Origin of the sequence: Variovorax gossypii, from assembly GCF_003965815.1 — a bacterium.
GTDB lineage: Bacteria > Pseudomonadota > Gammaproteobacteria > Burkholderiales > Burkholderiaceae_C > Variovorax > Variovorax gossypii.
Genome location: NZ_RXOE01000001.1, coordinates 85406 through 109955, shown reverse-complemented (window position 1 = coordinate 109955; position 24550 = coordinate 85406). Strand labels below are relative to the sequence as shown.

The window sequence follows — 24550 nt, the reverse complement described above, 5'->3', positions numbered from 1 at the left end:
AACGGAACGCAGACGGAATGCGGACGGCCCGCAAAATGGCATAGCGTTTGCTTGAATCGAGTCACCGCGACCGGAAGCTTCCCGCTTCACCCAAGATCGCGCTGTAATCACCGGAACGAGACGGCCTTGCTCACCATTCAGGTGCCATCGACCGGTTGAACGAAGGGTGCGTTGCAACCGCTGATCCAAACGGAGGTATTCGTTGGCCAAGCTGGACCCTCTGAACACGTCGCGCTACTGGCATGCATCCGGCATCCCCGGCATGGACATGCTGCACGCCGACTTCACCACGCACGAATACGCGCCGCACGTGCACCATTCCTTCGTGATCGCGGTCACCGAAGTGGGCGGCGCGGAATTCAAGAGCCGCGGCCGCACCGGCATTGCGCATCAGCAGGCGCTGCTCGTCTTCAACCCTTCCGAGCCTCATTCGGGCCGCATGGGCGGCAGCAACCGGTGGCGATACCGGGCGCTCTACCTGGCCGACCCGGGCATCAGGCACCTGATGAGCACGCTGGGCGTCGACCAGACCCGATACTTTGGTTCCAACATCTACGACGACCCGGAACTCATTGCCTGCTTCCTGGAGTTGCATCGGGCCTTCGACGGAGACAGCGGCCAATGGGATCCGCTGCGACAGCAGGAGCTCTTCGTCCATAGCTTCGGAACGCTCTTCCAGAACCACGCGCAGCCGGGCCAGCGCGTGCTTCCGGTGCCGGCGGATGCGAGCGTGCTCGCGCCGGTGCTGGAACTGCTGCGCGATGCCTTCGCGGAACGCCTGACCCTCGAGCAGATGGCGGCCGCGGCCGACCTCACGCCCTTCCAGCTGATCGGCGCATTCAACCGGACGATCGGCCTGACGCCGCACATGTACCTGACGCAGCTGCGTCTCAGGGCCGCCATCGGTCTTCTCACCGCGGGCCGTCCCCTGATCGAGGCCGCGGTCGCGAGCGGCTTCTACGACCAGAGCGCCCTCACCCGGCACTTCAAGCGCACCTTCGGCATGACGCCTCTGCAGTACGTCCGCGCGCGGATCAACTGAAAGGCCGAGAGCCTGACTCGCTCCCCGCGATACGCGCCGGGGCACCTTCACTTTTCCCGATACCACCTCGCGCGACATATGCGCGCCGGGTCGGCTTTACCTCGTCCGTTCCGGCCTCGCCAGGCCGGCCGCATTCTTTCGGCTCTCTTTTTTGGCTCTTGCTGCTGTGCCGCAATTTTTACCAATACGGCCTCCGGCACCCTGACTATCGTGCAACTAAATGGTTTCGGCCATTGCAAAGTAATCAGTTCGTTTTCAATAGTGTTTAACCCACAGGTGACCCATGCAAAATGTTGATCGCGGCATTACTGGTTCTTCCCTCGCAGGTTCTGCAATCCTGCTGGAAATAGGCGCTGAATACGGAGTCATCGATTTCCTCCAGAAATCGCCGATCGTGGACGCGGCAGCCGCTTCCCGTTCCTGCGGCATCAAGGAATCGGTCATTTCGGCCTACCTCGATTCGCTGAGCAAGGCCGGCATCATCGAGGACCTCGGCACCAAGGCACCGCCCACCTACAAGGTCGGCAGCAATTTCGACGAGCTGATCAACGAGGTCGGGTACCTCTCCTGGGCGCTTCGCGCCTGCGCGCCCCTGATCAACAACGCGAAGGAATTCTCGGAACGCAACGAGGAAGCTCAGGCCAAGTACCCGCGCAGCGGCGGCCTGGTCGCCCGCACGTCGAAGTGGATGGGGGAAAAGTCCTTCTATCCCCAGCCGGAGAACGCCATCGTCGCGATGGCACCAAAGAAAATCGTGGATCTTGGATCGGGCTCCGGCGGCTTCCTGATCCGCATGCTGCGCAAGATCCCGGGCTCCACGGGCGTGGGCATCGACCTGAGCGCATCGGCCACCGAGCAGGCCGTGCAGGCCGCCAAGGACGCCGGCATGAGCGACCGGCTGCAATTCGTGACGGCCCCCATCCAGGTGCTCGTGGAAGACGCGTCCCTCATCAAGGACGCCGACATCATCCACGCGGGCTTCGTCATGCACGACCTGCTTCCGGCCGAGGAAGCGACGCTCGACGCATTGCTGCGCGCCTGCTGCGCCTATGCGATCAAGGGCACTCTGATCATCGTCGATGCAATTCCCGTCGCCCAGTCGAATTGGGAAAAGCCGTTCGCGGCGGCATTCAACCACCTTCACAACCATTTCATGTCCAGGCGTCTTCTGAGCGAAGAAGAGTGGACTGAAAAATTGTTCCGCGCGGGATTTTCCAATGTGCGGATCGAAGTACTCGATCACCCTGGAGGGCGCATGCTGATGGCAAGCAAGTAATCAAGAAATTCAATTCTTCCGTTTTTTCCTCGTGGCATTTTTTAACCAACCGTAATTAGGAGAAAGAAATGAGCGTTACCATTTCCGATCTGGTCGAAAGAGTTAAAAGTCATCGTTGCTATTCGCACCCGATTTTCAAGAATTGGGCGAAGGTCGAACCGGAGCCGCCCGTCGTCGGGGCGCTTTTCCACCAGATCCAGAGCTTCTGCGCGTCGACGCGTCCTGGATGGGCCTTCCCCGATGCACTGAAGGCGCACGGGCTGCACAGGCAAAGCGAGCTGCTCGAGGAAATCGTCGAGAGCGAATCGGGCCACGGCCCCGAGCTGGCGACGATGGCCGGCTACATCGTCAACCAGTCGGCCGAGCAGCCCGTCTTCGCGGACCTCTACAACCAGGAGAAGGTCGAGGCGAAGCTGAAGGCCTTCTCCGACCAGCTGCTCGGCTCCCTGCCCGGCTACGACATGGAGACCGGCCTGACCACCCAGGTCCGCAAGGCCATCGGCGTGTTCGACCACCGCAAGCTGACGGACATCGAGAACACCTACCGCAACCTCGGCACCACGCTGGCGCTGGAGATGATCTCGAACCAGCAGCTGATCCCCGGCGAGAAGTACTGCCTGGTGGACAGCGGCATCTACAACGCCGATCTCGAAGTGCCCGAGATGCACTACCTGCTGGAGCACTGGGGCGAAGTCGGTGCCGAGCAGCACCACGAGCAGAACGCGCGCACCGCCGTCGAGCTCGCGCTGAAGACGGAGTACGCGCACCTGGTCATCGAAGGCGCTGACGACTTCCTCGATTCGCTGACCGGCCTCTGGGACATCCTGGACGCGGCCCTGCTGCAGTCCGGCGTCGCGGCGCAGGCGCAGCAGCGCAAGGTGGCCTACGTCTGACGGCGGCCGACGACGTCTTCTCCGCGCTCGGACACAGCGTTCATTGAAGCGAGTCGGGTAGCCACATGGTCGCCTATCTGATTGGCCGGATGTCCATCGTGAATCCGGACCAGTACAACGAGTACAAGCAACTCACGCCCGGCATCGTCGAGAAGTTCGGCGGCAGGTTCCTGACGCGGGGAGGCGAGCGCATGCACCTGGAAGGCGCTCACGACGACAGGCGCGTGGTTCTTGTCGAGTTCAAGACCGCGGACGCGGCGAGGAAGTTCTACGAATCGCCCGAATACACCCACGCAAGAGGGTTGCGAAAAGACGCCGCGGTCGACATGCAGCTCATGGTGATCGAAGGATTCGAAGAGCCGCTACTACGGCCCTAGCTTCTCGCCTTCGCCATGTCTGTCCTCCAGATCATTCACAACAAACCGAGCGATACGACCGATGGAGACCCGGTCGTATCGAACAGAACATGACGACAACCATCGCACTACCGGCTGCCTCGAAGAGCAGCTTCTTCTCGTTCGTCGCGCTGCTGCTGGGCGCGGCGGCATTGGCACTGGGCGGCGTCTTCCTGCGCCACAGCGAGCTGCCTCCCACCGCCAGCGCGGTCTACCGGGTGGCGCTCGCGATCCCGATCTTCTTCCTGCTCGACATGCTCGCGGCAAGGGCCGAGCCGGTGCCCACGAACATCGCCCCCGTCGACCGGCAGCAGCGCATGCCGGCCATTCCGGTGAAGCTCATCCTCGTTGGCTTCATCTTTTCCGGAAACCTCGCGCTCTATCACTGGTCGATGACGCTGACCACGCTGGCCAACTCCAACCTGCTGGCCAACCTCGCGCCCATCTTCGTGGTCCTCGGCTCCAGGATCTTCCTCGGCAAGAGGTTCAAGCCGGGTTTCCTGTTCGGCATGCTCTTCGCGCTGACCGGCGCGTTCATCCTCATAGGCCACCGGCTCGACTTCGGCTCCAGCTACATGGCGGGCAACCTGCTGGGGCTGCTCACTGCCGTCTTCTACGGCTCCTATCTGCTGGCGGTGAGCCTCGTGCGTTCCAACTACCGGACGATGACCGTCATGGCATGGAGCAGCGTCGGCACCTTCATCGTGCTGCTGCCCATCACGCTGCTGCGCGGCGAGTCGCTCGTGCCGCACACGCTCCACGGCGTGCTGATGCTGGTGGCGCTGGCCGTCGTTTCGCACGTCGGCGGCCAGGGCCTCATCGCCTATGCGCTGGCCAAGCTGCCGGCCGCGATGTCGTCGATCACCCTGCTGATCCAGCCCGTCATAGCCACCGTGTTCGGGGCCTATCTGTTCCACGAGTACCTGAGCGTCACCGAGTTCGTGGGCGCCGTGGTGATCCTGGTCGGCATCGTGACGGCCCGTCGTTTTTCCTGAGAAAGCAATCAAGCATCCCGCACAACCCGAGGAATTCATGTCCCAGTATCTTTGCCACATCGAACCCGACCGCCTCCAGTTCGAGGCCGACGTCATCGCACGCCGGCCGAACGCAGTTCTTCTCGACAAGTCCTACTTCTATCCGGGCGGCGGCGGGCAACTGGCGGATCGCGGCACGCTGCAGTGGAACGGCAGCGAAGTGAAGATCGACCGCATCGAGATGGAAGGCAGGAACGCCTGGCACGTCTTCGACGAATCGGACATCGGCAAGGCCCCCGGCGACAAGGTGGTCGCAAGCGTCGACCAGGACTTCCGCTTCATGATGAGCCAGCTGCACACGGGCCTGCATATCCTCAACGCGCTCGTCTACCAGCGCTTCGAGGGCTCGCTGGTGACAGGCGTGCAGATGGCAGCCGACGGCACGGCCCGCATCGACTTCGACCTGCCCTCCGTCGACAACAACGAGCTGCGCAAGCTCGAGCCCCAGCTCAACAGCCTGATCTCCGACGGCCTGCAGGTGAATGCCGTGTACCTCGACGCGGCGGCGCTCTCGCTCGAGCCCGGCGTGCTGCGCAGCCGCTCGGTCGCGCCGCCTGCCCAGGACGACGGCACCACGCGCATCATCGATATCGTCGGTCTCGACCGGCAAGCCTGCGGCGGCACGCATCTCGCGAAGACTTCGCAATCGGCGCCGCTGCGCATCCTGAAGATCGAGAACAAGGGGCAGCACAACCGCAGGATCCGGATCGGCCTGCTCAAGTAGGCGGAAAGACATGCCGGCCGAAGCACCACCCGAAGCAGCCAGTTCCCGTCCCCTGCCCGAGGGCTTCCTGCCCTCGAACTGCACCTACGCGGAGCAGGACTGGCCCATTCTCGCGAGGCAGTGGTTTCCGGTCTGCCGGGCCGACGATGCGCTTGCCAGGCCCCGGCAGGTGATGGTGCTGAACCTGCGGCTGGTCGTCTACCGGATGCCCGACGGCATCCGCGTCGGCCGCGACATGTGCCCGCATCGCGGGCTGCCGTTGAGCGGCGGCCGCGTCGAAGGCGAAGAACTCGTCTGCGCCTATCACGGCCTGCGATTCGGCTCCGACGGCCAGTGCACGAAGGTGCCGGAGAAGCTCGCGCCGAAGACGGCGGACTGCTTCAAGGTCACGATGTTCCCTGCGGTCGAGCGGCACGGTCTTGTCTGGACTTGCCTGATTCCGGATGCAGGACCGGAGGTTCCCGATGGAACTTCGGATTCACCATTCAAACTTTCAAGCGACCGCTTCGCTGAATCGATGGTTTTCGAATTTCTCGACAGCAGCATGATTGTCGAACCTGAAAATCATCAATCCTTGAAGAAACTCGGACTCTCCGAGTACCAAAGGCTTCTCGAAGAGATTGGCTTCAGCAGCGAGACAAGCTCTTCCCCCTCACCTTTCTCCTGATCTTTATCAGGCAGAAATTTTCGCCAATATCGCGGCGAATCTACCTGTCATGCTGCACCTCAAAGCGAGGCCAACACATGACGCAATCATTTCGCCAAGCAAGCACTGAAGTCCTTCCTCTATCGGGCATGGATCTCGATGTCCGTCCGGTGGAGCTTCTACTACGACTACGTCGCCTGTTGCTGTTCCTAGCCTGCTTTCGCGGGCATTGATGCGGCGGCCTTGCATTGAAGCCGGTCCGCACTCGTTCACACGAAATCCAAGAAGCACCAGATGACAGTTTTCTCCACCGAGTCTTTCGCGGACCACGAGCAGGTCGTTTTCATATCCGATGACAAGGTCGGGCTGCGGGCCATCATCGCCATCCACAGCACGCGGCTCGGGCCGGCGCTGGGTGGCTGCCGGATGTACCCGTACGCCGACGAAGCCTCCGCCCTGCGCGACGTGCTGCGGCTGTCGCGCGGCATGACCTTCAAGGCCGCGGCCGCCGGGCTGGGCCTGGGCGGCGGCAAGTCGGTGATCCTCGGCGATCCGCGCAAGAGCAAGACGCCCGAGCTGCTGCGGGCCATGGGCGTGGCAGTCAACCGCCTCGGCGGCCGCTACATCACCGCCGAGGACGTGGGCACTACCGTCGACGACTTCGCCTGGGTGAGGCAGAGCACGCGGCACGTGGTCGGCCTGCCGGTGGCACTGGGCGGCACGGGGGATCCCTCGCCGACCACTGCATTGGGCGTCTATCACGGCATCGTGGCCAGCATCGCGCACCGGCTCGGTCGCGACCTGCGCGGGCTGACGGTGGCCGTGCAGGGCCTGGGCAACGTCGGCTGGAACCTCTGCCGGCTGCTCGCCGATGCAGGCGCGCACCTGGTGGTGACCGACATCGACGCGACGCTCGCGCACAAGGCCTCCGCCGAATTCGATGCGCTGGTGGTGGAGCCCGACGCGATCTACGCCGTGCAGGCCGACGTGTTCGCGCCCTGCGCGATGGGCGCCGTCGTGAACGACCGGACCCTGCCGCAGATGAAGTTCCGGGTGATCGCGGGCGGCTCCAACAACCAGCTTGCGCGCGACGAACACGGCAGGCAGCTGCGCGACAGGGAGATCCTGTACGCCCCCGACTTCGTCATCAACGCGGGCGGGCTGATCCGCGTGGCGTCGGAGCACGAGGGCTTCAACGCCGCGAAGGTGGATGCGCAGGTGGAAGGCATCGGCGCCACGCTGCACCGGATCTTCGAACTCGCCTCCCGCACCGGCACGCCGACCCATTCCGCGGCCATGCAGCTGGTGCAGGAGCGGCTGGGCGGACATCCCGCACAGCCCGGACAACCCTTGCATCCGGCCATCGGCGTCCGCGGCAGCGGCAACAACACCCTCGCCGAGCGTGTCGCATGAACACCATCGAAATCCTTCGCGCCCTGGTGGCATTCGACACGACCTCGCATCGCTCCAACCTCGACCTGATCCACTGGATCGCCGACTACCTCGCGGGGCACGGCGTCAAGGTGCAGCTCGTGCACAGCGACGACAAGCGAAAGGCGAACCTGCTCGCCAGCATCGGTCCCGACATTGCCGGCGGCATGGTGCTCTCGGGGCACAGCGACGTCGTGCCCGTGACCGACCAGAACTGGACTTCGAGTCCCTTCGCGCTGGCCGAGCGCAACGGCCGCTTCCACGGCCGCGGCGCGGCGGACATGAAGGGCTTCATCGCCGCCAGCCTCTCGGCCGTGCCCGCATGGCGGCGGCAACGGCTGCGCCGGCCGATCCACCTCGCCTTCTCCTACGACGAGGAGATCGGTTGCCTCGGCGTTCCGCAGCTCGTGGAGCAACTGAAGGCCCAGGTGCCAGCGCCTGCGCTGGCCATCATCGGCGAGCCGACCGAGATGCGGGTCGGCGTGAGGCACCGCGGCTTCTTCGGGCACCGGGCCATCTTCACCGGGCTGCCCGCGCATTCGAGCGACCCGTCGCTCGGTGCCAGCGCGATCGAGCCGGCGGCGTACCTGGTCACCCGCCTGGCCGGACTGCGGCGTCGCCTGGCGGACCAGGGCGGCGAAGCCACCATCAACATCGGCCGCATCGACGGAGGCACGGCAATCAACATCGTGCCGGGCTGCTGCGAAGTGCTGTGGGAGTTCCGCCCGAAGGACGAAGCGACGGCCGAGCTCGTGCGCAGCACGGTCCGCGAAGCGCTGGCCGACCTTCCCGCGGGCGTCACTGTCGAGGCTTCGCAGGTCGCAGGCGTGCCGGCGCTCTCGGCGCGCGACAACGACGCGGCCGTCTCGGTGGCACGCGAGCTCGGCGCCCTCTGGCCCGAGGCGGAACTGCCCTTCGGCACCGAGGCAGGCTTCTTCCAGCAGGTCGGCATCTCGACGGTGGTGTGCGGCCCGGGCTCCATCGCCCAGGCCCACCAGCCCGACGAATGGATCGCCGCATCGCAACTGCAGGCGGCCGACCGCTTCATGCAGTCGGCCGGCGCCTGGGCGCTGGCCAAGCCCGCCGCCCGTCTCACTTCAACTCTCAAGACAGCATGAAAAACATCGACGCAGCCGCGCTGGCGGACGCCACCAGCAATTTCTCCCCGCTCGCCCCCGGCGCCCACGTGGCGCAAGGCGTGCAGACCCACGACGCCAGGCGCCGGACGATTCTTGCGGCGGTCATCGGCAACACGCTGGAGTGGTTCGACTTCGCCGTCTACGGCTTCTTCGCGCTCACCATTTCAAGGCTCTTCTTCCCCACGGGCGACGAGACCTCCTCTCTGCTGCTGACCGTGGCGACATTCGGCGTCGGCTTCGTGATGCGGCCTATCGGCGCGATCGTGCTGGGCGCGCTCGGCGACTCGCGCGGGCGCAAGGCTGCGCTGTCCACCACGATCCTGCTGATGGCGCTGGGCACGGCCATGATCGGTTTCGCGCCGACCTATGCCGACGCGGGCCTCTGGGCGCCTGCGTGGATCGTGGTGGCGAGGCTGATCCAGGGCTTCTCCGCCGGCGGCGAGGTCGGTGGCGCGACGGCATTCCTCGTCGAGCACGCGCCCAAGGGGCGCAGGGGCTACTTCGCGAGTTGGCAGCAGGCGAGCCAGGCCGGCGCGCTGCTGCTGGGTTCGGTCTTCGGCGCGACGCTCACCGACGTGCTGACGCCCGAGCAGCTCGAGGCGTGGGGATGGCGGATTCCGTTCCTGTTCGGCCTGGTCATCGGCCCGGTGGGTTGGTACATCCGCACCCGGACGCAGGAGTCGGAGAGCTTCGTGCAGGCCAAGGCGGCCCAGGGCCAGCACGGCCAGGCCTCCCCGCTGAAGCGGGCGCTCGGCTCCTACCGCAAGGAAATCATCGCCGGCTTCGGCGTGACCATCGTGTGGACGGTGTGCACGTATTTCTTCCTCGTCTACATGCCGACCTATGCGGTGCGCACGCTGAAGCTGCCGCAGAGCGTGTCGCTGTGGGCCAACGGCGCGGGGCTGATGGTGCTGGTGGTGCTGGCGCCCTTCTTCGGCGCGCTGTCGGACCGGATCGGCCGCAGGCCCCTGCTGATCGGCTTCGCCACCGCGATCCTCGTGCTGGCCTATCCGGCGCTGTGGCTCCTCACGGCCGCGCCCAACCCGTCGACCCTGACCATCGTGCTGCTGGTCTTCGCGGTGCTGATCGCCGGCTTCACCGGCCCCGCGCCCGCTGCGATGGCCGAGCTCTATCCACCGGAGGTGAGGTCCACGGGCCTCTCCATTGCCTACAACTTCGCTGTCACGATCTTCGGAGGCTTCGCGCCGTTCATTGCAACGGCGCTGATCGCGCGGACCGGGAATCCGCTCGCTCCAGCCTGGTACGTGGTGTTCGCGGCGGCGGCCAGCCTGGTCGCGCTGCTGGCCGCCGGCTCGGCCCTGCGCAACAGGGACTGAGGCCGACGCGACCGATCGCTCGACCAATCAGTCGATCAACAAATCGTCCCTCTCGAAAAAGAAAACACCACGCCACATGCCAGATCTAAAGAGCACCCTGAACCTGCTGACGACCCCGTTCCCGATGAAGGGAGACCTGCCCCGGCGCGAGCCGGCGCTGGTCGAGCGCTGGGCGCGGCTGCGCATCTACGAGCGGATGCGCGCCGCGGCGGCGGGACGCCCGCCGTTCATCCTGCACGACGGCCCGCCGTATGCGAACGGCGACATCCACATCGGGCACGCGGTGAACAAGGTGCTCAAGGACATGGTCTTCAAGAGCCGCTACTTCGACGGCTTCGACTCGCAGTGGATTCCCGGCTGGGACTGCCATGGCATGCCCATCGAGCACCGCATCGAGCAGATGAACGGCCGGGGCCTGCCGACCGAGCAGGTGCAGCAGCTGTGCCGCGAATACGCCCTTTCGCAGACGCAGAGCCAGAAGAAGGACTTCCTGCGCCTGGGCCTGCTCGGCGACTGGGACAACGCCTTTCGCACGATGGATTTCGAGACCGAGGCCAACGAGATCCGCTTTCTCGACCGCATCCGGCAACGCGGCCTGCTGTTTCGCGGCCAGAAGCCGGTGAACTGGTGCGTCGATTGCCAGTCGGCCCTGGCCGAGGCGGAACTGGAGTACGCGAACAAGCGATCGACGACCGCGTATGTGGGGCAGCGGGTCGTGGATGCGGCCGACCTCGCGGCGCGCTTCAGCCTTGCCATTGCGCCCGGCAGGCAGACCCGCGTGGTGATCTGGACCACGACGCCCTGGACGCTGCCCGGCAACGCGGCCGTGGGCCTGGACCCGCAGGCCAGCTACGGCCTGTACGACTCGCCCGACGGCATGCTGGTGATGGCGGCGGAGACCGGCGGCAAGCTGCTGCAGTCCTTCGGTGTCGAGCACGAGCTCTGCGCGGTCGCGCCGGGCGCCGACCTCGTCGGGCTCGTGCTGAAGCATCCGCTGCAGGACGTCGGCGTGCCCGTGGTGGCCGCCGACTTCGTCTCGCTGGAGACCGGCACCGGCCTCGTGCACCTCGCGCCGGCGCACGGCGCGGAAGACTTCGAGCTGTGCCGCAGCCTCGGCATCGCCGGCGACAACGTGATCGACGGTGCCGGCCGCTTCGTGGCGAGCCTGCCTGCCATCGGCGGCATGTCGCTCGAGGAAGGCAGCAAGGCCATTCTCGAAACTCTGAAGGCGGATGGCTCGCTGCTCAGGCAGGAGCGCATCGAGCATTCGTACCCTCACTGCTGGCGCCACAAGACGCCGATCCTGTTCCGCTCGACGACGCAATGGTTCATTGCCATGGACCATCCCGCGACGGGCGATGCGCGCACGCTGCGCGAGACCGCGCGAGAGGCGATCAGGGACGTGCCGTTCTACCCCGCTTCGGGCCGCTCGCGCATGGAAGCGATGATCGACGGCCGGCCCGACTGGTGCGTCTCGCGGCAGCGCGCCTGGGGCGTTCCGCTCGCCTTCTTCGTCAGGCGCAGCGACAACTCGCTGCACCCCGAGACCTCACGCCTCATCGAGGAAGTGGCGCGGCGCGTGGAGCGCGAAGGAATTTCCGCCTGGACTCGATTGAGTCCCGCGGACCTGGGCGTGGATGAGTCGGAGTTCGAGAAGCTGTCCGATACCCTCGACGTGTGGTTCGACTCCGGCTCCATCCACGCAACCGTCTACCGGGACCCGCGGCGCCCCGACGCGCACGGCCATCCGGCGGACCTGTACCTGGAGGGCTCCGACCAGCACAGGGGCTGGTTCGGCTCCTCGCTCATGACGGGCTGCGCGGCGGACGGCCACGCGCCGTTCAAGGCCGTGCTGACCCATGGCTTCGCCGTCGATGGAAACGGCAAGAAGATGAGCAAGTCGCTGGGCAACACGGTGAGCCCCCAGCAGGTGGCCGGAACGCGGGGCGCGGAGATCATCCGGCTGTGGATCGCGAGCACGGACTACTCGACGGACATCTCAGTTTCGGAAGAGATCCTGGACCGCGTCGTCGAGATGTACCGGCGCATCCGCAACACGATCCGCTTCCTGCTGCTGAACGTGTCGGACTTCGATGCGGGCACCGACCGGGTGCCCGTGGAATATCTCGAAAGCGTCGACCGGCACGCGCTGGCCCGTTGCCGCGAACTCGCGGAGCAATGCCGCAAGGGCTACCGCGACTACGACTTCGTGGCCGTCACACGGCTGGTGCACGGCTACTGCGCCGACGAACTCGGCGGCTTCTATCTCGACGTACTGAAAGACCGGCTGTACGCCAGCGCACGCGACAGCCGCGAAAGACGCTCCGCGCAGACGGCGCTGCACGTCATCCTGGAGAACCTGCTGCTGCTCGTGGCCCCCATCCTCAGCTTCACGGCCGAGGAAGCCTGGGGAGTGCTGTACGAATCGTCCGCCGGGGAAGACAGCGTGTTCCTCCATACCTGGGACGAGGCCGTGCCGCCGGTTACGGACGATCCGGAGGCTGCCGAGTTCTGGCGGCACGCGAGGCAGCTCCGACCGAGCGTGATGAAGGCCATCGAGGATGTCCGCTCGTCCGGGAGCATCGGCCGCTCGGGCGAGGCGAGCGTTGTCATCGAGGCGCCTGCCGAGATCATCGAATCGCTTTCCTTCCTGCGCGCCGAGCTGGCATCGATCTTCATCGTTGCCGACGTGGCCTTGAAGGAGGCCGACAAGGTCGACGTCAAGGTCAGGCGCACCGCGTCGCTGCGCTGCATGAGGTGCTGGAGGCACGACGCCTCGGTGCATGACGACACCGATGCCGAGCAGGGAATGCTTTGCGACCGCTGCAGGACGGTGCTGGCCGGCTTTCCCGAGCTGTCCGGTGCGTGAGGCGGGCCGGGCAAGGCTGGCGCGCAAGCCGATGCTTTGCTCAGGACGGGTGTTTCTCGCCCTGCCCGCGCTCCGCCAGGAAGTCGATGAATGCCCGCACGCGCGATGGCAGCAGGCGGCCGTGCGGGTACATCAGGCTGACGGGACGTGAACGCCCGCCGAAGGGCTGCAGCACCTCGACCAGTTCGCCATTGGCCAGCTCCTTCTCGACCGTGAAGCGATAGGCCTGGAAGAGCCCCGCTCCGGCCTTGGCCAGGGTCACGCCGGCGAGCACGTCCTCCGCGCAGTTGTAGTGGCCCGTGGAGAAGACTTCCTTCTCGCGGCCGTCTTCCATGAACAGCCACGCGATCTGCCTGCCGCTGCTGGGCAGGTCGAACTGGATGCACTCGTGCTGCGCCAGGTCCACGAGCGTGGCGGGCCCGCCCGCGCGCTGAAGGTAGCCGGGGCTGGCGACGACGACCAGTTCGGCGTCTTCGAGGTGCCGGGCCACCATCGTCGAATCGGGCTGAGCCCGCAGGCGGATCGCGACGTCGAAGTTCTCTTCGCGAAAGTCGACATTGCGGTTGCTGACGTGCACCTCCACGCGGATCAGCGGGTACTGCGCGCGAAACGCGGGCAGCAGCGGCAGCAGGCGGTGGTGCCCGTAGGTGGTGGGTGCGCTGATGCGGATGGTGCCGCTGGGCTGCACCTGTTCGCCGGTGACCTTGCGCTCCGCCTCGACCAGTTGCTGGAGCGCGGCACGGCATTGCTCGAAGTACTCCCGGCCTGCCTCGGTAAGGCGACTGCTGCGCGTGGAGCGCACGAACAGGCGCACGCCCAGGCGCTTTTCGAGGCGCGAGACCGACCGGCTGACCGCCGCGGGCGTGACGCCCGCGATGCTGGCTGCCGCGGTGAAGTTGCCCGACTCCGCGGCGAGGCAGAACAGTTCGATGCTGCCCAGCAGCACGTCGTCGAATTGCCGATGCATATTCATTACGCCATGTATCAATACAAGTGCCCTGGAGCCTATTTTTTGCGCCTGAGGTTGTCAATAAAGTCCCACTCAACCGGTGGGCGCACAGAAAAAAGCCGCCGGCCTCCCTGAAACCCAACTCATCCGAGGTACTCCATGAGCAAGTCTGAACAGAACACCGTCGTCATCACCGGCGCCAGCAGCGGCATCGGCCTGGGCTTGGCCGATGCCTTCCTGAAGCGGGGCTACAACGTGGTCGGCACCGGCCGCTCCGCCGATCGCCTGCAGGCCGCGGCCCGCACGCTCGATGCGGGAGAGCGCTTCCTCGCCGTCGCGGGTGATGCCGGCCAGCCCGAATCCGCGAAGAATGTCTTCGAGCAAGCCATCGCCCGCTTCGGCAAGGTGGACGTGCTGGTGAACAACGCCGGCATCTTTGCCGCGCAGCCCTTCGTGCAGTTCACGCCCGAACAGATCGAGGAACAGATCGCCACCAACCTGAAGGGTGTGCTGTACGCGTCGCAGGAGGCGGCCCGCCACATGATCGGGCGCAAGCGGGGCAAGATCGTCAACATCACGGCCGCGCTGGCGATGCAGCCGCACAGCGGCGTGCCGGCGCTGCTGGCGGTCGCGCTGAAGGGCGGCGTCAACGATGCCACGCGCGCGCTGGCGCTCGAGCTGGCACCGCACGGCATCACCGTCAACGCCGTCGCGCCGGGCCTGGTCGATACGCCGATGCATGCGCCGCAGTCGCACGACTTCCTGGCCAAGCTGGCGCCACTCAATCGCATCGCGAGCGTGGGCGAGATCGCGGACGCGGTGCTCTACCTGGTCGACGCGGACTTCGTGACCGGCACCGTGCTTCCGGTCGACGGCGGCTTCAGCGCGGGCCGCTGAGGCGCTTTTTTCATCCTTCATCCGCACGTCAAAAAGGAGAAAGACACCATGCCATTCGTCAGCATCCGCATCACCCGCGAGGGCAACACCGCCGAGCAGAAGGCCCAGGTGATCAAGGAAGTCACCGAGACGCTGGAGCGCGTACTGCACAAGCCGCCGGAGTGGACCCACATCACCATCGAGGAGATCGACACCGACAACTGGGGCTTCGCGGGCGTCACGACCACCGAGATGCGCAAGGCCCAGGCTTCGGGCAAGCGCTAGGCTGGGCGACCCGATCTGTCAGAGGGCAAAAGAAAAAGCCCCGTCGATCAAACGATCGACGGGGCTTCATCAACTTGGCGGAACCGGATGTTTTCGACCCTAGTCGTTACGCTTCTTCCAGTAGTCCGCGCCCTTCGTCACACGGTAAACAGCCCGCTTAACAACCGAAGGCGATACGCCATGTGCCTGAGCTAGCTCGCGATACGTCACACCACCTTCACGATACTGAGCAACCACCTTAGCCTCAACATCAGGCTCCAGATTCCGCCCCCGACCAGGCTCCCTACCACGCTCCCGCGCAGCCAACTGCCCCGCCATCGACCGCTCCCGGATCATCGAGCGCTCCAACTGGGCAACAGCACCCAGTATCTGCACAACGAACACCCCCATACTGTTCGTCGTATCGAGCGGCTCAGTGACACTCTTTATCGTCGCCCCCACACGCTCCAGCCGACGCAAGATATCGAGCAGGTCAAAAAGACTTCGCGCGATGCGATCAATCTTGTAGACGACCAACACATCACCGCGTTTCAACGACGACAGACAGCGCGCTAACTCTGGCCGCCCCCTCTGAGAAGCACCACTGGCCTTCTCGTGAAAGATCACGTCACAACCAGCCTTGTTAAGCGCGTCCGCCTGAAGATGTGTTTCTTGTTCGCGCGTGGACACGCGCGCATAACCTACGAGCATCTAATCCTCCAAATGTAAGACGCCCAAAGGCGTGATGCATTTGGCCCCTCAACAATGCCAGTCAACACGCTGACACGCGCCGCCCCCGAGAAGACTTAGACGGACTCTCAGCAGAGACATAGCCCCAGTCACCCCACTTCGAAAACACGAGGTCTACGAGCTCATGCTTCGCGCACAAACAGGCCATAGCAGTCTTAAGGCCTTCAAGAGCCGTATCCACCGTGCCAAGGTCGACGGGAGCAGGCACGTCGCACTTACCGTATTGAGTCCACCGGTTAGACCACTTCTCCCCCTCCGCGAACTCTTTGATGATGTAGCCCGCGATATAGGTGGCAATGCGCGCAGGCGAGCGCGTCGAATTGCGCTTGGTGCGCTGCACATCGATGTTGCCTTGGCGTTCCTTGGTGACGGACCGCCAAACAGCACGGATCAGGTTGTAGCTATTGACGGAGTAGGCCTGCCCCGTTGAGCTAGTGCGCTTGATCTCGCGAGGAATTCGACGGGTAGCCATGTGGATGTGCAACGCACCACGATCCTGATGCTCGAATGCCGCGATGAAACAGAACTCCGGAAGCACACGCAACATGCGACGATTGAACTCCTTGAGGTCTGCTTTGCAGCGCTGTAAGTCAGTCTCATTGGCCTTGTACGTGAGGGTCAGCAGGGTATCCGCCCCCATAGCCTTGCAACGCTGTCTAACGCGCGTTTTGGCACGGTTGGCGGCCACCTTGAGGGACCGTTGCCTACGCTCCTCTTCGCACTCCTCGCGCCACCGATCCATCAGCTCGAGATGGTCAAGGATCATCACCCGATCCCAATCGAGTTCCTTGGCCACATCGCCACGGCGAAAGGACACCTCCAGATGGCCATTCCCCAAATCGTGGCCCTTGACCTTGAAAGCGCCCGTGCGCTGCACCTGAAAGGCCTTCACGCCCTGCGCGCGGCCAGAGAGAAAGTCCACAGTCTTTACCGACTTCCCGAAGTGGTCGAGAATCATGATCGCCATCGCTACTACTCCTAGTGGTGGTCACGAGGCCCGGACTGTTTGCCGACAGTCGCGGGCCTCACTTTTTGCGGCTTCAAATTCGCCGATGTACCAATGTGTTTATGGGATAAATCTAGCGCGGCGCTGCGCGCCGCGCGTCCGGCCCGCTAGCGCAGGCCTACCGCACGCCGCTTGCCCGCGCATACCTCGCCATCACCCAAAGAGCTTGATTCGGAGGGAGGGAGCGGCAGAGATATGCAACCCGAGACCAGCCGTCATCAGGCCGGGTCCGCGCGATCGCACGAGCAGGCGCAGGTAGAGGCTGCACACGCACGAAGGCCCTCAGCCACTCGACCAGACGCTGCAGCTTGGTCTTCTCCGCAGCCGGAAGAAACCGCCCATGCGTGTGCCAGGGCGAAAGGACGGAGTGCGTGCCGTGGGGGTAGTCGATCAGGAAGACCTGCCGCGTGTCGTAGCACTTCTCCAGATCCTTGCCGATGAACGTCGCGCGGTTCGCCACGAGATCCTGCGGGTTCGTGCCCATGCGGTAGACGGCCATGTGGAACTTCGGAAGGAAACCAGCCTTCGGCCCGAACAGCGCGCCGAGCAGGCCACCAATAAACGGGATGCGCACCTTATCGAATCGGGTGTGGCGCACGGTCTGTTCTATGAAGGACTCGCGCACCTGCTTATCGATCTGCGCGACGTTTTGCATGATGTACCAGTTGTCCCAACCGTGCTTCCGCCCGTGAGCAAAGTAGTCGAGAACATCCGCCCTCCCCTTGTCGGCATAGGTGCGCGTATTAAGCCACGTGCCTAGCTCATCGAGAAACATGCCGCCGTTTTCGTCCTCATCGTAGGTATCCGGGTTTCCGTGGCCAGCGGCCAGCAAATCGAACGCAGAGGGCTTGTCGGGCACACGCACGTAGGTGAACTTCGAGTGCGGACCAAACATCTTCAATAAGTCGATATCGAGGTTCGTCGCAACCCGACGTTTGTTGATCAAGTAGCGATCACGGATGAGACGCACGGCATTCTTGCTTTTGCCGGTCCCCTTCTTGCCCGTCAATGCGTAGTCAGTCATGAGGCCCCCCATCGAAGCCGGCGCGAAGCTACGAAAGCACGCCACCGAGCAAAACGAAACCAAGAAAAGCACACTGGCCAGCGAGAAAGTAGCCACCGCCACGCCGACGCACATAGCCATGCAGCGCAAGCTCCCGAAGATCACGGCAGACCTCAACGCTAAAGCCAGCGAACAACGACAGGACCGCCAGCACGGAGCACACAACAGACGCCATCATTTCGAGAAGCTTTCAATGCCAACCCGCTGAATCTTCCAGATCGAAGTGCCGATCCAGACCGATGCGACACAAGCGATGACAGCACTCGCGTTGCCAGGAATGAACATGCCCATGCCGACCCAGAACATGCGCACCCAGTTCCCGGTCCCACCACCCGAGCCAACAGCAGACGCCATCATCGAGTAAAGCGATGAGCAGCACACGAAGACCGATGCGAAGAAGACGGTAGCGACAGTGATCCACGTCGCATAGGCCGCGATCTTCAACGCGGTGGTGTAGGCCATCTGAGTGGCCAGGAGAGTCGCCAACCCGCTGGCCAGCGAACCAATGAATGCAGCGAGCAATGGCATCAGATGCTCCTCTTGATCATGCCGAGGCACAGGAATAGACCACCAGCGGCCCACAGAAAACCCATGATGTTCCGACCGCCATCGACAACACCACAAGCATCGACGGTCAAGCCTTGCATCTGAGTCGGAAGCGCCATGGGCTCACAGGCAGCGATAGGCGGGGCCCAGAACATAGAACGAGCAGGCTCCAAGAAGCCCTTGTCGGCCGTACCTGAAGCCTTTTGCAGCTGCTCATCATTCTTACCCTTGGTCTCGTCCATCTTGGCCTTCGCAGAATCGAAACTGGTACCGGCGGCAGCAGGCGTGCCAGTCTCATCGACCTTCACGTTGCAAGTTGGCTCGCCGGGACCACCACAAGGCTTGTGCGGCTCATCACCCGTACCAGACCCACCGCTGCCAACACCAGCAGCCGTACCACCAGCACCACCCCCCTTACCGCCCACACCAGCAGCAGAGCCACCGCCAGAAGCCGTGCCACTGCCCGTTCCTGGGGTACGGCCAGCGCTACCAGTGCCAGAGCCTTCACCAGACGGCGGCTTGGCTCCCGCAGCAGGATTACCCGCGATTGGAGTCGCACCAGGAGCCGCGCCCAAAGGCGTCGGCGTGATCGGCTTCGCAGCAGTACCAACACACACCGGCTTACCGTTCCCAAGATCACCGACAGAGCCAGGGCAATCCGGCGGAGGTGCATCCTTCTTCGCACCAGCATCAGCGGCACCCATGGTGCACTCCCTACCAAGGCCGAGGCTGGGGAAATCGATAGAGCGCCGATACAGCCCATTGGCCGTAGGCTGCTGACTGACATAAGGCTGCACGCCGGGACCACTGGTCTGCAACGACACAGCGCAACCACTATCACAAACCTCACCACTCGACGGAGGCGACATGACAGGGCCCACTGCCTGACGATCACCCTCATCCGGAGTCCGCGTATAGCCCTCAGTCCAATTCAAAATGCCCACCTGCCCTGTCTTCGACGCGCACTGGTTCGTGTGAGGAACACACTGACCGTTACTTTCGTCGTACCCAGCCCGGCACTGGCACTGAGCGCCAGACGGGTCACTGTTCGCAGGGCACGAGTCGCCCGGCGTCAAATACAAGTTAGCGCGAGCCGGGTAGCGCGTACCGCCATCCGGATGCACATAAGACCCCTGGCAGTAACCCGTGACAGTGGGCGTTGGCTCCTGTCCCACAACAACCGCAAAACCAGTCACACCGGGCGCCGTGTACTGGGTAATGAAAGCCGGTGTCAACGCAGCGCACACCTCAGAAGAGCTACTACCAGAAGCACTAGTACCAGGACCACCCCACCCCCAGGTGCCCTCATACTGTGGCGCCTTCGGCACCAACGCACTCGCCCACGTCGCCACACACAGCAGCAGCACAGCAGCGCAGAACGAACGGAAGAGACTGCTCATCGACCACACCCCCCGATGAGTGAACCGCAGCGGCTGACACGCTCAGCCACGGATTCATTGAAATCGGGAGGCATACGGGAAGCGCGACCGGCCACACAGCCGACGAGTCCCAAGATCAAGAAGGCGAGCGCGAGGCGTTCCATGGTGGCTCCAGACGTTTACCACTGCACACCCCGAAGGGTGCGCAGCAGAAAAAGCCCGAGGCTTATGCAGCACCGCGGCCGCGCTTGATCCACTTCACGCCGATCAAGATGCCGACCGTGGCCGCAGCGAGGCCCCACATGCCCGGGCCGAAGCCACTGCTGGCCGCCGAGGCCGTCTGGAAGCCCTCCAGCGCAGTGGTCGGGTCAGCAGCCAGCGCCGCAGCACTGGCACCAGCAGCAGCCACGGCAGCAGCGGCCTTATGGGCGAAACGGAAACGCTTGTTCATCACACTTCTCCTATTGAGGTTGACACCGCACCAACCGTGCGGCCATGAGCACTGCGCGCAACGCTCATGGCTGGAGGCTGGAGACTGGGGAAGACGACACGGCCGCACCCTGTAGATGAGGCACCACGGCCGCGCTCGATAGCGGGGGCAAAGCTTCCCGCCAGAAACCTTCGGTTTCCTCTGGGAAGCCCCGCTGCTGGGGGTTGAGCAGAGGTGTGCAGAGGCCGCGCCAGTCTCCCCCGCATGGACAACTCACCTGCCCACACGTCAAGCGTGTGGACAGCCCCTGCGGGGTGCGTGAGTTGCCCACACTCCGACTGACGCGCGATGCCGTGGACAATTTTTTCTTCGAAAAAAGTTGCCCACCGCCCTGCTTGCCTTACCAATTTAAAAAATTGGAAGACCTTCAATGCGGACAGCCAAGAACCGCTGCTACGCCGCATAGAAAGCCGTCCTGATCATGCGCACCTTCCAGCCGGCGACATAGCCGAGCGCCCAAGTGGCGAACATCGCCGCAATGATTCCGCTCATGGTGTGCAGTCCTCTTTGCAGTGCGTCATCGCGGGCATGACGGAAGTAACGGTGGGCACCTGCGAGAAGGGGTTCTTGAAAGACCGCGCCCAGGTATACGCGCCCCAGATGCACGCGAGGAACAGCGCCCACGCGAGAAGACGGTTTGTCATTGCCGATCCCCCGCGAGGTAGCCAAGCGCGAAGATGATCACCACGCCGATACCGTAGAGCGCCGAGTGGAGCTGATCGAACTGGACGTCAGTCACGACAGCCCCCAACGACTACGGCAGTAGGCGACCCCGAACACGAGCAGCACCATGCAAAAGCACAGCGCTACCGAAGGGCCATACAGGGCCGTAAGCACGATTAGGCCTTAGCAGGAGGGGTAGCAGCACCGATGAGCGGCGCACGCAACTGGTGGGGCGTCAGAGCCGTCAGCATGGCCATGATGTCGCCCTTGCTGTCACCGTAGTCGGGAACACCGAGCGCGAAGGTTGCGCGGAACGTGCCCTTCGCAATGGTCTCGCTCATGTCGCGAGGGACACGCAGACGGCCGACAGTAACGACCTCACCGCCATCATCGAGAAGGGCACAGCGTGCAACCTTCCACTTGTTCGGAACACCGGTTTCCGGGTTGACTTTCTTGGAGGTTTGTTCCTCGACGAGGAGAACCTGAACGATGGAAGAAAAGGACATTTGAGCTACTCCGGTTTGAGTCATGAAACTAGCGACGTGCTAGCCGGAAGCCCTCAAGCAAGGGCTACGAGCTAGCGAGTCACAGGTAACGCCTCGACACGCCAAAACCACACGCCTTGACGTAATCGAACAGGTCGAAGCATTGGTGCGAACCACTGGGCAAGGACTCAGGGGCGTCCAGCGCGCAACCGTAGATTTGCCAGTCATCCCAATAAGCGCCGAACACGCCGTCGTGCAACTCGCGCATAGCGAGACGACGCGACGGCTCGAACACACCGCCATAGGGCAGAGGGGTGTCCACCCCCACCCCGGGCTCAGCAGGAGCCGCCAAGCTCAGGACCGAGCCGTTAACCTCTTGCGAGGCAGGTGGGGGAGGACAGACGATGGACTGCGCAAAGGCAGCGAACGAGACTTGAGAGAGGGACATGGCGGCTCCATTAAGATGGTTGTCAAATTGAGAACGTACTCAAACTGACAACACCACTTTACCGGAGTGTACTCATTATGACAACAGTTACACCATTGATTTCTCTTATCGATGAAGCCGCAGAGATAGCCGGAGGATTGCGCAAGCTTGCCGCAGCGCTCGACATGAATGCATCGAACCTGCTAGCGATGAAAAAGGGAGAGCGCCCGTGCAACTGGCGAGTGAGAGGCAAGCTACGAGCAATCGTGGGAGAAGACCCAACGAGAGCGTTCATTGCAGCGATGGCCGAAGACCTCGAAGCATCGGAAAACGCAGACGAAAAAAAAGCCGCCGATGGCTTCAGAGCCATGCTGGCAGCTTTTCCGGAGAATGAAAAAAGCCCTGTTAATCCAAAGATCAACAAGGCTTCATCAACTTGGCGGAACCGGAGGGATTCGAACCCTCGATGAGGCTCTACACCCCATACTCCCTTAGCAGGGGAGCACCTTCGGCCACTCGGTCACAGTTCCTGAAAGAAGCCGAGATTATGCCACTACTTAGGCGCCCGGCTGATCCAGATCGAAGGCTTTATGCAGTGCGCGCACTGCCAATTCCATATATTTTTCGTCGATCACGACCGAAGTCTTGATTTCGCTGGTCGAGATCATCTGGATGTTGATGCCCTCTTCGCTCAGCACGCGGAACATCTTGCTCGCCACACCCACGTGGCTGCGCATGCCGATGCCGACGATGCTGACCTTGCAGATCTTGGTGTCGCCGACCACTTCCGTCGCGCCCAGCGAGGGCATCACCTTCGACTGCAGCAGGTCGATGGTCCGCGCGTATTCGTTGCGGTGGACGGTGAAGCTGAAGTCGGTCTTTCCGTCCTTGCTGAGGTTCTGGATGATCACGTCGACTTCGATGTTGGCGTCGGCCACGGCACCGAGGATGTGATACGCGATGCCCGGCTTGTCGGGCACGCCGAGCACCGAGATCTTGGCTTCGTCGCGGTTGAATGCGATGCCGGATACGACGGCTTGTTCCATGTTTTCGTCTTCCTCGAAAGTGATCAGCGTGCCGGACTTGGCCTCTTCATTGATGTCGATGTCCCACGGCGTGAAGCTCGAAAGCACGCGCAGCGGCACCTTGTACTTGCCGGCGAATTCCACCGAGCGGATCTGCAGCACCTTGGAGCCCAGGCTCGCCATCTCGAGCATCTCTTCGAAGCTCACGGTGGTCAGGCGGCGCGCATCGGGCTCGACGCGCGGGTCGGTCGTGTAGACGCCGTCGACGTCGGTGTAGATCAGGCATTCGTTCGCCTTCATCGCCGCGGCGATGGCCACGGCCGAAGTGTCGCTGCCGCCACGGCCCAGCGTGGTGATGTTGCCCTCGTCGTCCACGCCCTGGAAGCCGGTGATGACCACCACCTTGCCGGCGTTCAGGTCGGCCATCACGCGCTCGTTGTCGATGCTCTCGATGCGTGCCTTGGTGTAGGAGTTGTCGGTGCGGACCGAAACCTGCCAGCCCGCGTAGCTCACGGCCTCGACGCCCTCGGCCTGCAGCGCGATGGCCAGCAGGGCCGACGACGCCTGTTCGCCGGTGGAAGCCAGCATGTCGAGCTCGCGGTTGTGGGCCACGCCGGGTTTGCTCGGCGCCAGTTCCTTGGCCAGGCCGAGCAGGCGGTTGGTCTCGCCGCTCATGGCACTCGGAACCACGATCATCTGGTGGCCTGCGCGCGCCCACTTGGCGACGCGCTTGGCGACATTCTTGATGCGCTCGGTCGAGCCCATCGACGTACCGCCGTATTTGTGAACGATCAATGCCATGGGTGAATTCAGAGAAAAGAAAAGGGCCGCTGGATAGGCGGCGCCCTGCAAGCGGTCAGAGCGAAGTCTTCGGCGAGGGCGGGGCATTGTACCAATGCAGGAAATCGCCCTTCCGCTCGACGAAGCCGGCGGCCACCTTGAGGTGGATGCGATGCCCCCGCGTGACGCACGCGCGGACCTGGTCGAGCAGCTGGTCCAGCTGCGCCGCACTGGGCGCACAGCCGTGCGACTGCATCAGCCAGTGGCGCAGCAGGTTGGCCTGGCGCGCGCGCGTCAGCGTCTGCAGAGTGGCGATGCGCGGCGGGCTCCCCACGCTTTCCAGGTCCTGGGCCGCCAGCTCGTTCAGCAGCTGCTGGGCCTGTGCGGCATGGCCCACGCTGCGTGCGAAGGTGGCGCGAAACTGGGGGAAGGCCTGCTCCAGCGCGGGCAGCAGCACGGAGCGGATCCTGTTGCGCGTGTAGCGCGCGTCATCGTTGGTCGGGTCCTCGATCCACTGGAGGTCACGGCCGGCCAGCCATTCGCGGATCTCTGCGCCCGCAACCCCGAGCAGCGGCCTGTAGATGTCGAGCCCGTTGCGCCGTGCATGCGCCGGCATGGCAGCCAGCCCCGGCAACCCCGCGCCGCGCGACAACGCGAGCAACAGCGTCTCGACCTGGTCGTCGGCATGGTGCCCGAGCGCCACGGATCGGACGGCTACCCCGCCCTCCCCGCTGCGTGCCATTTCCGCAAACGCCGCATAGCGTGCGCGCCGCGCCGCATCCTCAGGGCTTTCGCCTTGCGCATGCCGCGCATCGACGCGATGGACGATCAAGCGCACGCCCAAGCGCTCGCAGGTCGAGCGGCAATGCTGCTCGAATCCGTCGGCCGCGGCCTGCAGCCCGTGATGCACATGGAAAGCGACCACCCGCCCCGGCCAGCGCAATGCGCAGGCAGCGAGCAAGGCCGTCGAATCGGCGCCTCCGCTGAACCCCACCGCCAGCGGCCAGTGCGCCGGCTCGAACGCGGCAATGGCGCGTTCGAAAGCGGAGTTCATGACAGCG

27 protein-coding genes and 1 tRNA gene are annotated in these 24550 nt (G+C 63.8%); 15 read left to right on the top strand and 13 right to left on the bottom strand.

Annotated features, from left to right (window positions below):
* Positions 1-202: 202 nt before the first annotated feature.
* The 11 genes from EJP69_RS00490 to ileS all read left to right on the top strand — a co-directional run bounded on the left by EJP69_RS00490 (position 203) and on the right by ileS (position 12786).
* Positions 203-1042 carry an AraC family transcriptional regulator gene (locus tag EJP69_RS00490; RefSeq protein WP_093202703.1) on the top strand — a complete coding sequence of 280 codons (840 nt, stop codon included), beginning with the start codon at positions 203-205 and terminating at the stop codon, positions 1040-1042.
* Between the two features lie 283 nt (positions 1043-1325).
* Positions 1326-2318, top strand: coding sequence for a class I SAM-dependent methyltransferase (locus EJP69_RS00485; protein WP_093202706.1), 993 nt, complete (start codon positions 1326-1328; stop codon positions 2316-2318).
* A gap of 68 nt (positions 2319-2386) precedes the next feature.
* Positions 2387-3211, top strand: a complete 825-nt coding sequence (locus tag EJP69_RS00480; RefSeq protein ID WP_093202709.1) for a hypothetical protein — start codon at positions 2387-2389, stop codon at positions 3209-3211.
* A 65-nt stretch (positions 3212-3276) separates the two neighbouring features.
* Positions 3277-3588 (top strand): DUF1330 domain-containing protein, encoded by a 312-nt coding sequence (locus tag EJP69_RS00475; protein ID WP_093306205.1) that lies wholly within the window; start codon positions 3277-3279, stop codon positions 3586-3588.
* Between the two features lie 89 nt (positions 3589-3677).
* Positions 3678-4601 (top strand): DMT family transporter, encoded by a 924-nt coding sequence (locus tag EJP69_RS00470; RefSeq protein ID WP_126468393.1) that lies wholly within the window; start codon positions 3678-3680, stop codon positions 4599-4601.
* A gap of 37 nt (positions 4602-4638) precedes the next feature.
* Positions 4639-5364, top strand: a complete 726-nt coding sequence (locus EJP69_RS00465; protein WP_126468392.1) for an alanyl-tRNA editing protein — start codon at positions 4639-4641, stop codon at positions 5362-5364.
* A 10-nt stretch (positions 5365-5374) separates the two neighbouring features.
* Complete coding sequence (locus EJP69_RS00460) at positions 5375-6031, top strand: Rieske 2Fe-2S domain-containing protein (RefSeq protein WP_126468391.1); 657 nt, start codon at positions 5375-5377, stop codon at positions 6029-6031.
* A 273-nt stretch (positions 6032-6304) separates the two neighbouring features.
* A complete protein-coding gene (locus EJP69_RS00455) occupies positions 6305-7423 on the top strand; it encodes a Leu/Phe/Val dehydrogenase (RefSeq protein ID WP_240651993.1) in 1119 nt (372 codons plus the stop codon).
* Positions 7420-8559, top strand: coding sequence for an acetylornithine deacetylase (gene argE, locus EJP69_RS00450; protein WP_093202722.1), 1140 nt, complete (start codon positions 7420-7422; stop codon positions 8557-8559). Before EJP69_RS00455 ends, argE begins: the two co-directional genes overlap by 4 nt.
* Positions 8556-9917, top strand: coding sequence for an MFS transporter (locus tag EJP69_RS00445; protein ID WP_126468390.1), 1362 nt, complete (start codon positions 8556-8558; stop codon positions 9915-9917). Before argE ends, EJP69_RS00445 begins: the two co-directional genes overlap by 4 nt.
* Before the next feature lie 76 nt (positions 9918-9993).
* Positions 9994-12786: an isoleucine--tRNA ligase gene (ileS, locus tag EJP69_RS00440; RefSeq protein WP_126468389.1), complete on the top strand. Its 2793-nt coding sequence runs from the start codon at positions 9994-9996 to the stop codon at positions 12784-12786.
* 40 nt (positions 12787-12826) lie between these two features.
* Here ileS and EJP69_RS00435 read toward each other — a convergent pair whose 3' ends face one another.
* Positions 12827-13753, bottom strand: a complete 927-nt coding sequence (locus tag EJP69_RS00435; protein WP_126469246.1) for a LysR family transcriptional regulator — start codon at positions 13751-13753, stop codon at positions 12827-12829.
* A 141-nt stretch (positions 13754-13894) separates the two neighbouring features.
* On the opposite strand from EJP69_RS00435, the gene EJP69_RS00430 reads away from it, so the two are divergent.
* Together EJP69_RS00430 and EJP69_RS00425 are read left to right on the top strand one after the other, a co-directional pair.
* Positions 13895-14632: an SDR family NAD(P)-dependent oxidoreductase gene (locus tag EJP69_RS00430; protein WP_126468388.1), complete on the top strand. Its 738-nt coding sequence runs from the start codon at positions 13895-13897 to the stop codon at positions 14630-14632.
* A 12-nt stretch (positions 14633-14644) separates the two neighbouring features.
* A complete protein-coding gene (locus EJP69_RS00425) occupies positions 14645-14896 on the top strand; it encodes a tautomerase family protein (protein WP_276318368.1) in 252 nt (83 codons plus the stop codon).
* Positions 14897-14995: 99 nt separating this feature from the next.
* Here EJP69_RS00425 and EJP69_RS00420 read toward each other — a convergent pair whose 3' ends face one another.
* The 3 genes from EJP69_RS00420 to EJP69_RS00410 all read right to left on the bottom strand — a co-directional run bounded on the left by EJP69_RS00420 (position 14996) and on the right by EJP69_RS00410 (position 17655).
* Complete coding sequence (locus tag EJP69_RS00420; RefSeq protein ID WP_126468387.1) at positions 14996-15586, bottom strand: recombinase family protein; 591 nt, start codon at positions 15584-15586, stop codon at positions 14996-14998.
* Between the two features lie 61 nt (positions 15587-15647).
* The gene (locus tag EJP69_RS00415) at positions 15648-16592 is read right to left on the bottom strand and encodes a rolling circle replication-associated protein (RefSeq protein WP_126468386.1); all 945 of its coding nucleotides are present in this window, start codon (positions 16590-16592) and stop codon (positions 15648-15650) included.
* Positions 16593-16749: 157 nt separating this feature from the next.
* Positions 16750-17655 carry a zonular occludens toxin domain-containing protein gene (locus tag EJP69_RS00410; protein ID WP_170217021.1) on the bottom strand — a complete coding sequence of 302 codons (906 nt, stop codon included), beginning with the start codon at positions 17653-17655 and terminating at the stop codon, positions 16750-16752.
* Here EJP69_RS00410 and EJP69_RS29390 point away from each other — a divergent pair.
* A complete protein-coding gene (locus EJP69_RS29390; protein WP_170217020.1) occupies positions 17654-17902 on the top strand; it encodes a hypothetical protein in 249 nt (82 codons plus the stop codon). The two genes, EJP69_RS00410 and EJP69_RS29390, sit on opposite strands and share 2 nt — an antisense overlap.
* On the opposite strand, the gene EJP69_RS00405 is transcribed toward EJP69_RS29390, so the two are convergent.
* The 6 genes from EJP69_RS00405 to EJP69_RS00385 form a co-directional block, all read right to left on the bottom strand.
* On the bottom strand, positions 17869-18222 hold the full coding sequence (locus tag EJP69_RS00405) for a hypothetical protein (protein ID WP_126468384.1): 354 nt from the start codon (positions 18220-18222) through the stop codon (positions 17869-17871). The two genes, EJP69_RS29390 and EJP69_RS00405, sit on opposite strands and share 34 nt — an antisense overlap.
* A complete protein-coding gene (locus EJP69_RS00400; RefSeq protein ID WP_126468383.1) occupies positions 18222-18482 on the bottom strand; it encodes a hypothetical protein in 261 nt (86 codons plus the stop codon). Before EJP69_RS00400 ends, EJP69_RS00405 begins: the two co-directional genes overlap by 1 nt.
* 62 nt (positions 18483-18544) lie before the next feature.
* Complete coding sequence (locus EJP69_RS29610) at positions 18545-18940, bottom strand: hypothetical protein (RefSeq protein ID WP_206169268.1); 396 nt, start codon at positions 18938-18940, stop codon at positions 18545-18547.
* Positions 18941-19845: 905 nt separating this feature from the next.
* Positions 19846-20070, bottom strand: a complete 225-nt coding sequence (locus tag EJP69_RS00395; RefSeq protein WP_126468382.1) for a hypothetical protein — start codon at positions 20068-20070, stop codon at positions 19846-19848.
* An 878-nt stretch (positions 20071-20948) separates the two neighbouring features.
* Positions 20949-21278, bottom strand: coding sequence for a hypothetical protein (locus EJP69_RS00390; protein WP_126468381.1), 330 nt, complete (start codon positions 21276-21278; stop codon positions 20949-20951).
* A 79-nt stretch (positions 21279-21357) separates the two neighbouring features.
* Positions 21358-21705, bottom strand: a complete 348-nt coding sequence (locus tag EJP69_RS00385; RefSeq protein WP_126468380.1) for a hypothetical protein — start codon at positions 21703-21705, stop codon at positions 21358-21360.
* 77 nt (positions 21706-21782) lie between these two features.
* Here EJP69_RS00385 and EJP69_RS00380 point away from each other — a divergent pair, with 77 nt between their 5' ends.
* Positions 21783-22154, top strand: a complete 372-nt coding sequence (locus EJP69_RS00380; RefSeq protein ID WP_206169267.1) for a hypothetical protein — start codon at positions 21783-21785, stop codon at positions 22152-22154.
* Here the strand turns inward: EJP69_RS00380 and EJP69_RS00375 are convergent.
* The 3 genes from EJP69_RS00375 to tilS form a co-directional block, all read right to left on the bottom strand.
* Positions 22122-22214 (bottom strand) — tRNA-Ser (locus EJP69_RS00375). The two genes, EJP69_RS00380 and EJP69_RS00375, sit on opposite strands and share 33 nt — an antisense overlap.
* 27 nt (positions 22215-22241) lie before the next feature.
* On the bottom strand, positions 22242-23510 hold the full coding sequence (locus EJP69_RS00370) for an aspartate kinase (protein ID WP_093202738.1): 1269 nt from the start codon (positions 23508-23510) through the stop codon (positions 22242-22244).
* A gap of 55 nt (positions 23511-23565) precedes the next feature.
* Positions 23566-24543 (bottom strand): tRNA lysidine(34) synthetase TilS, encoded by a 978-nt coding sequence (gene tilS / locus EJP69_RS00365; RefSeq protein ID WP_126468379.1) that lies wholly within the window; start codon positions 24541-24543, stop codon positions 23566-23568.
* Positions 24544-24550: the final 7 nt, after the last annotated feature.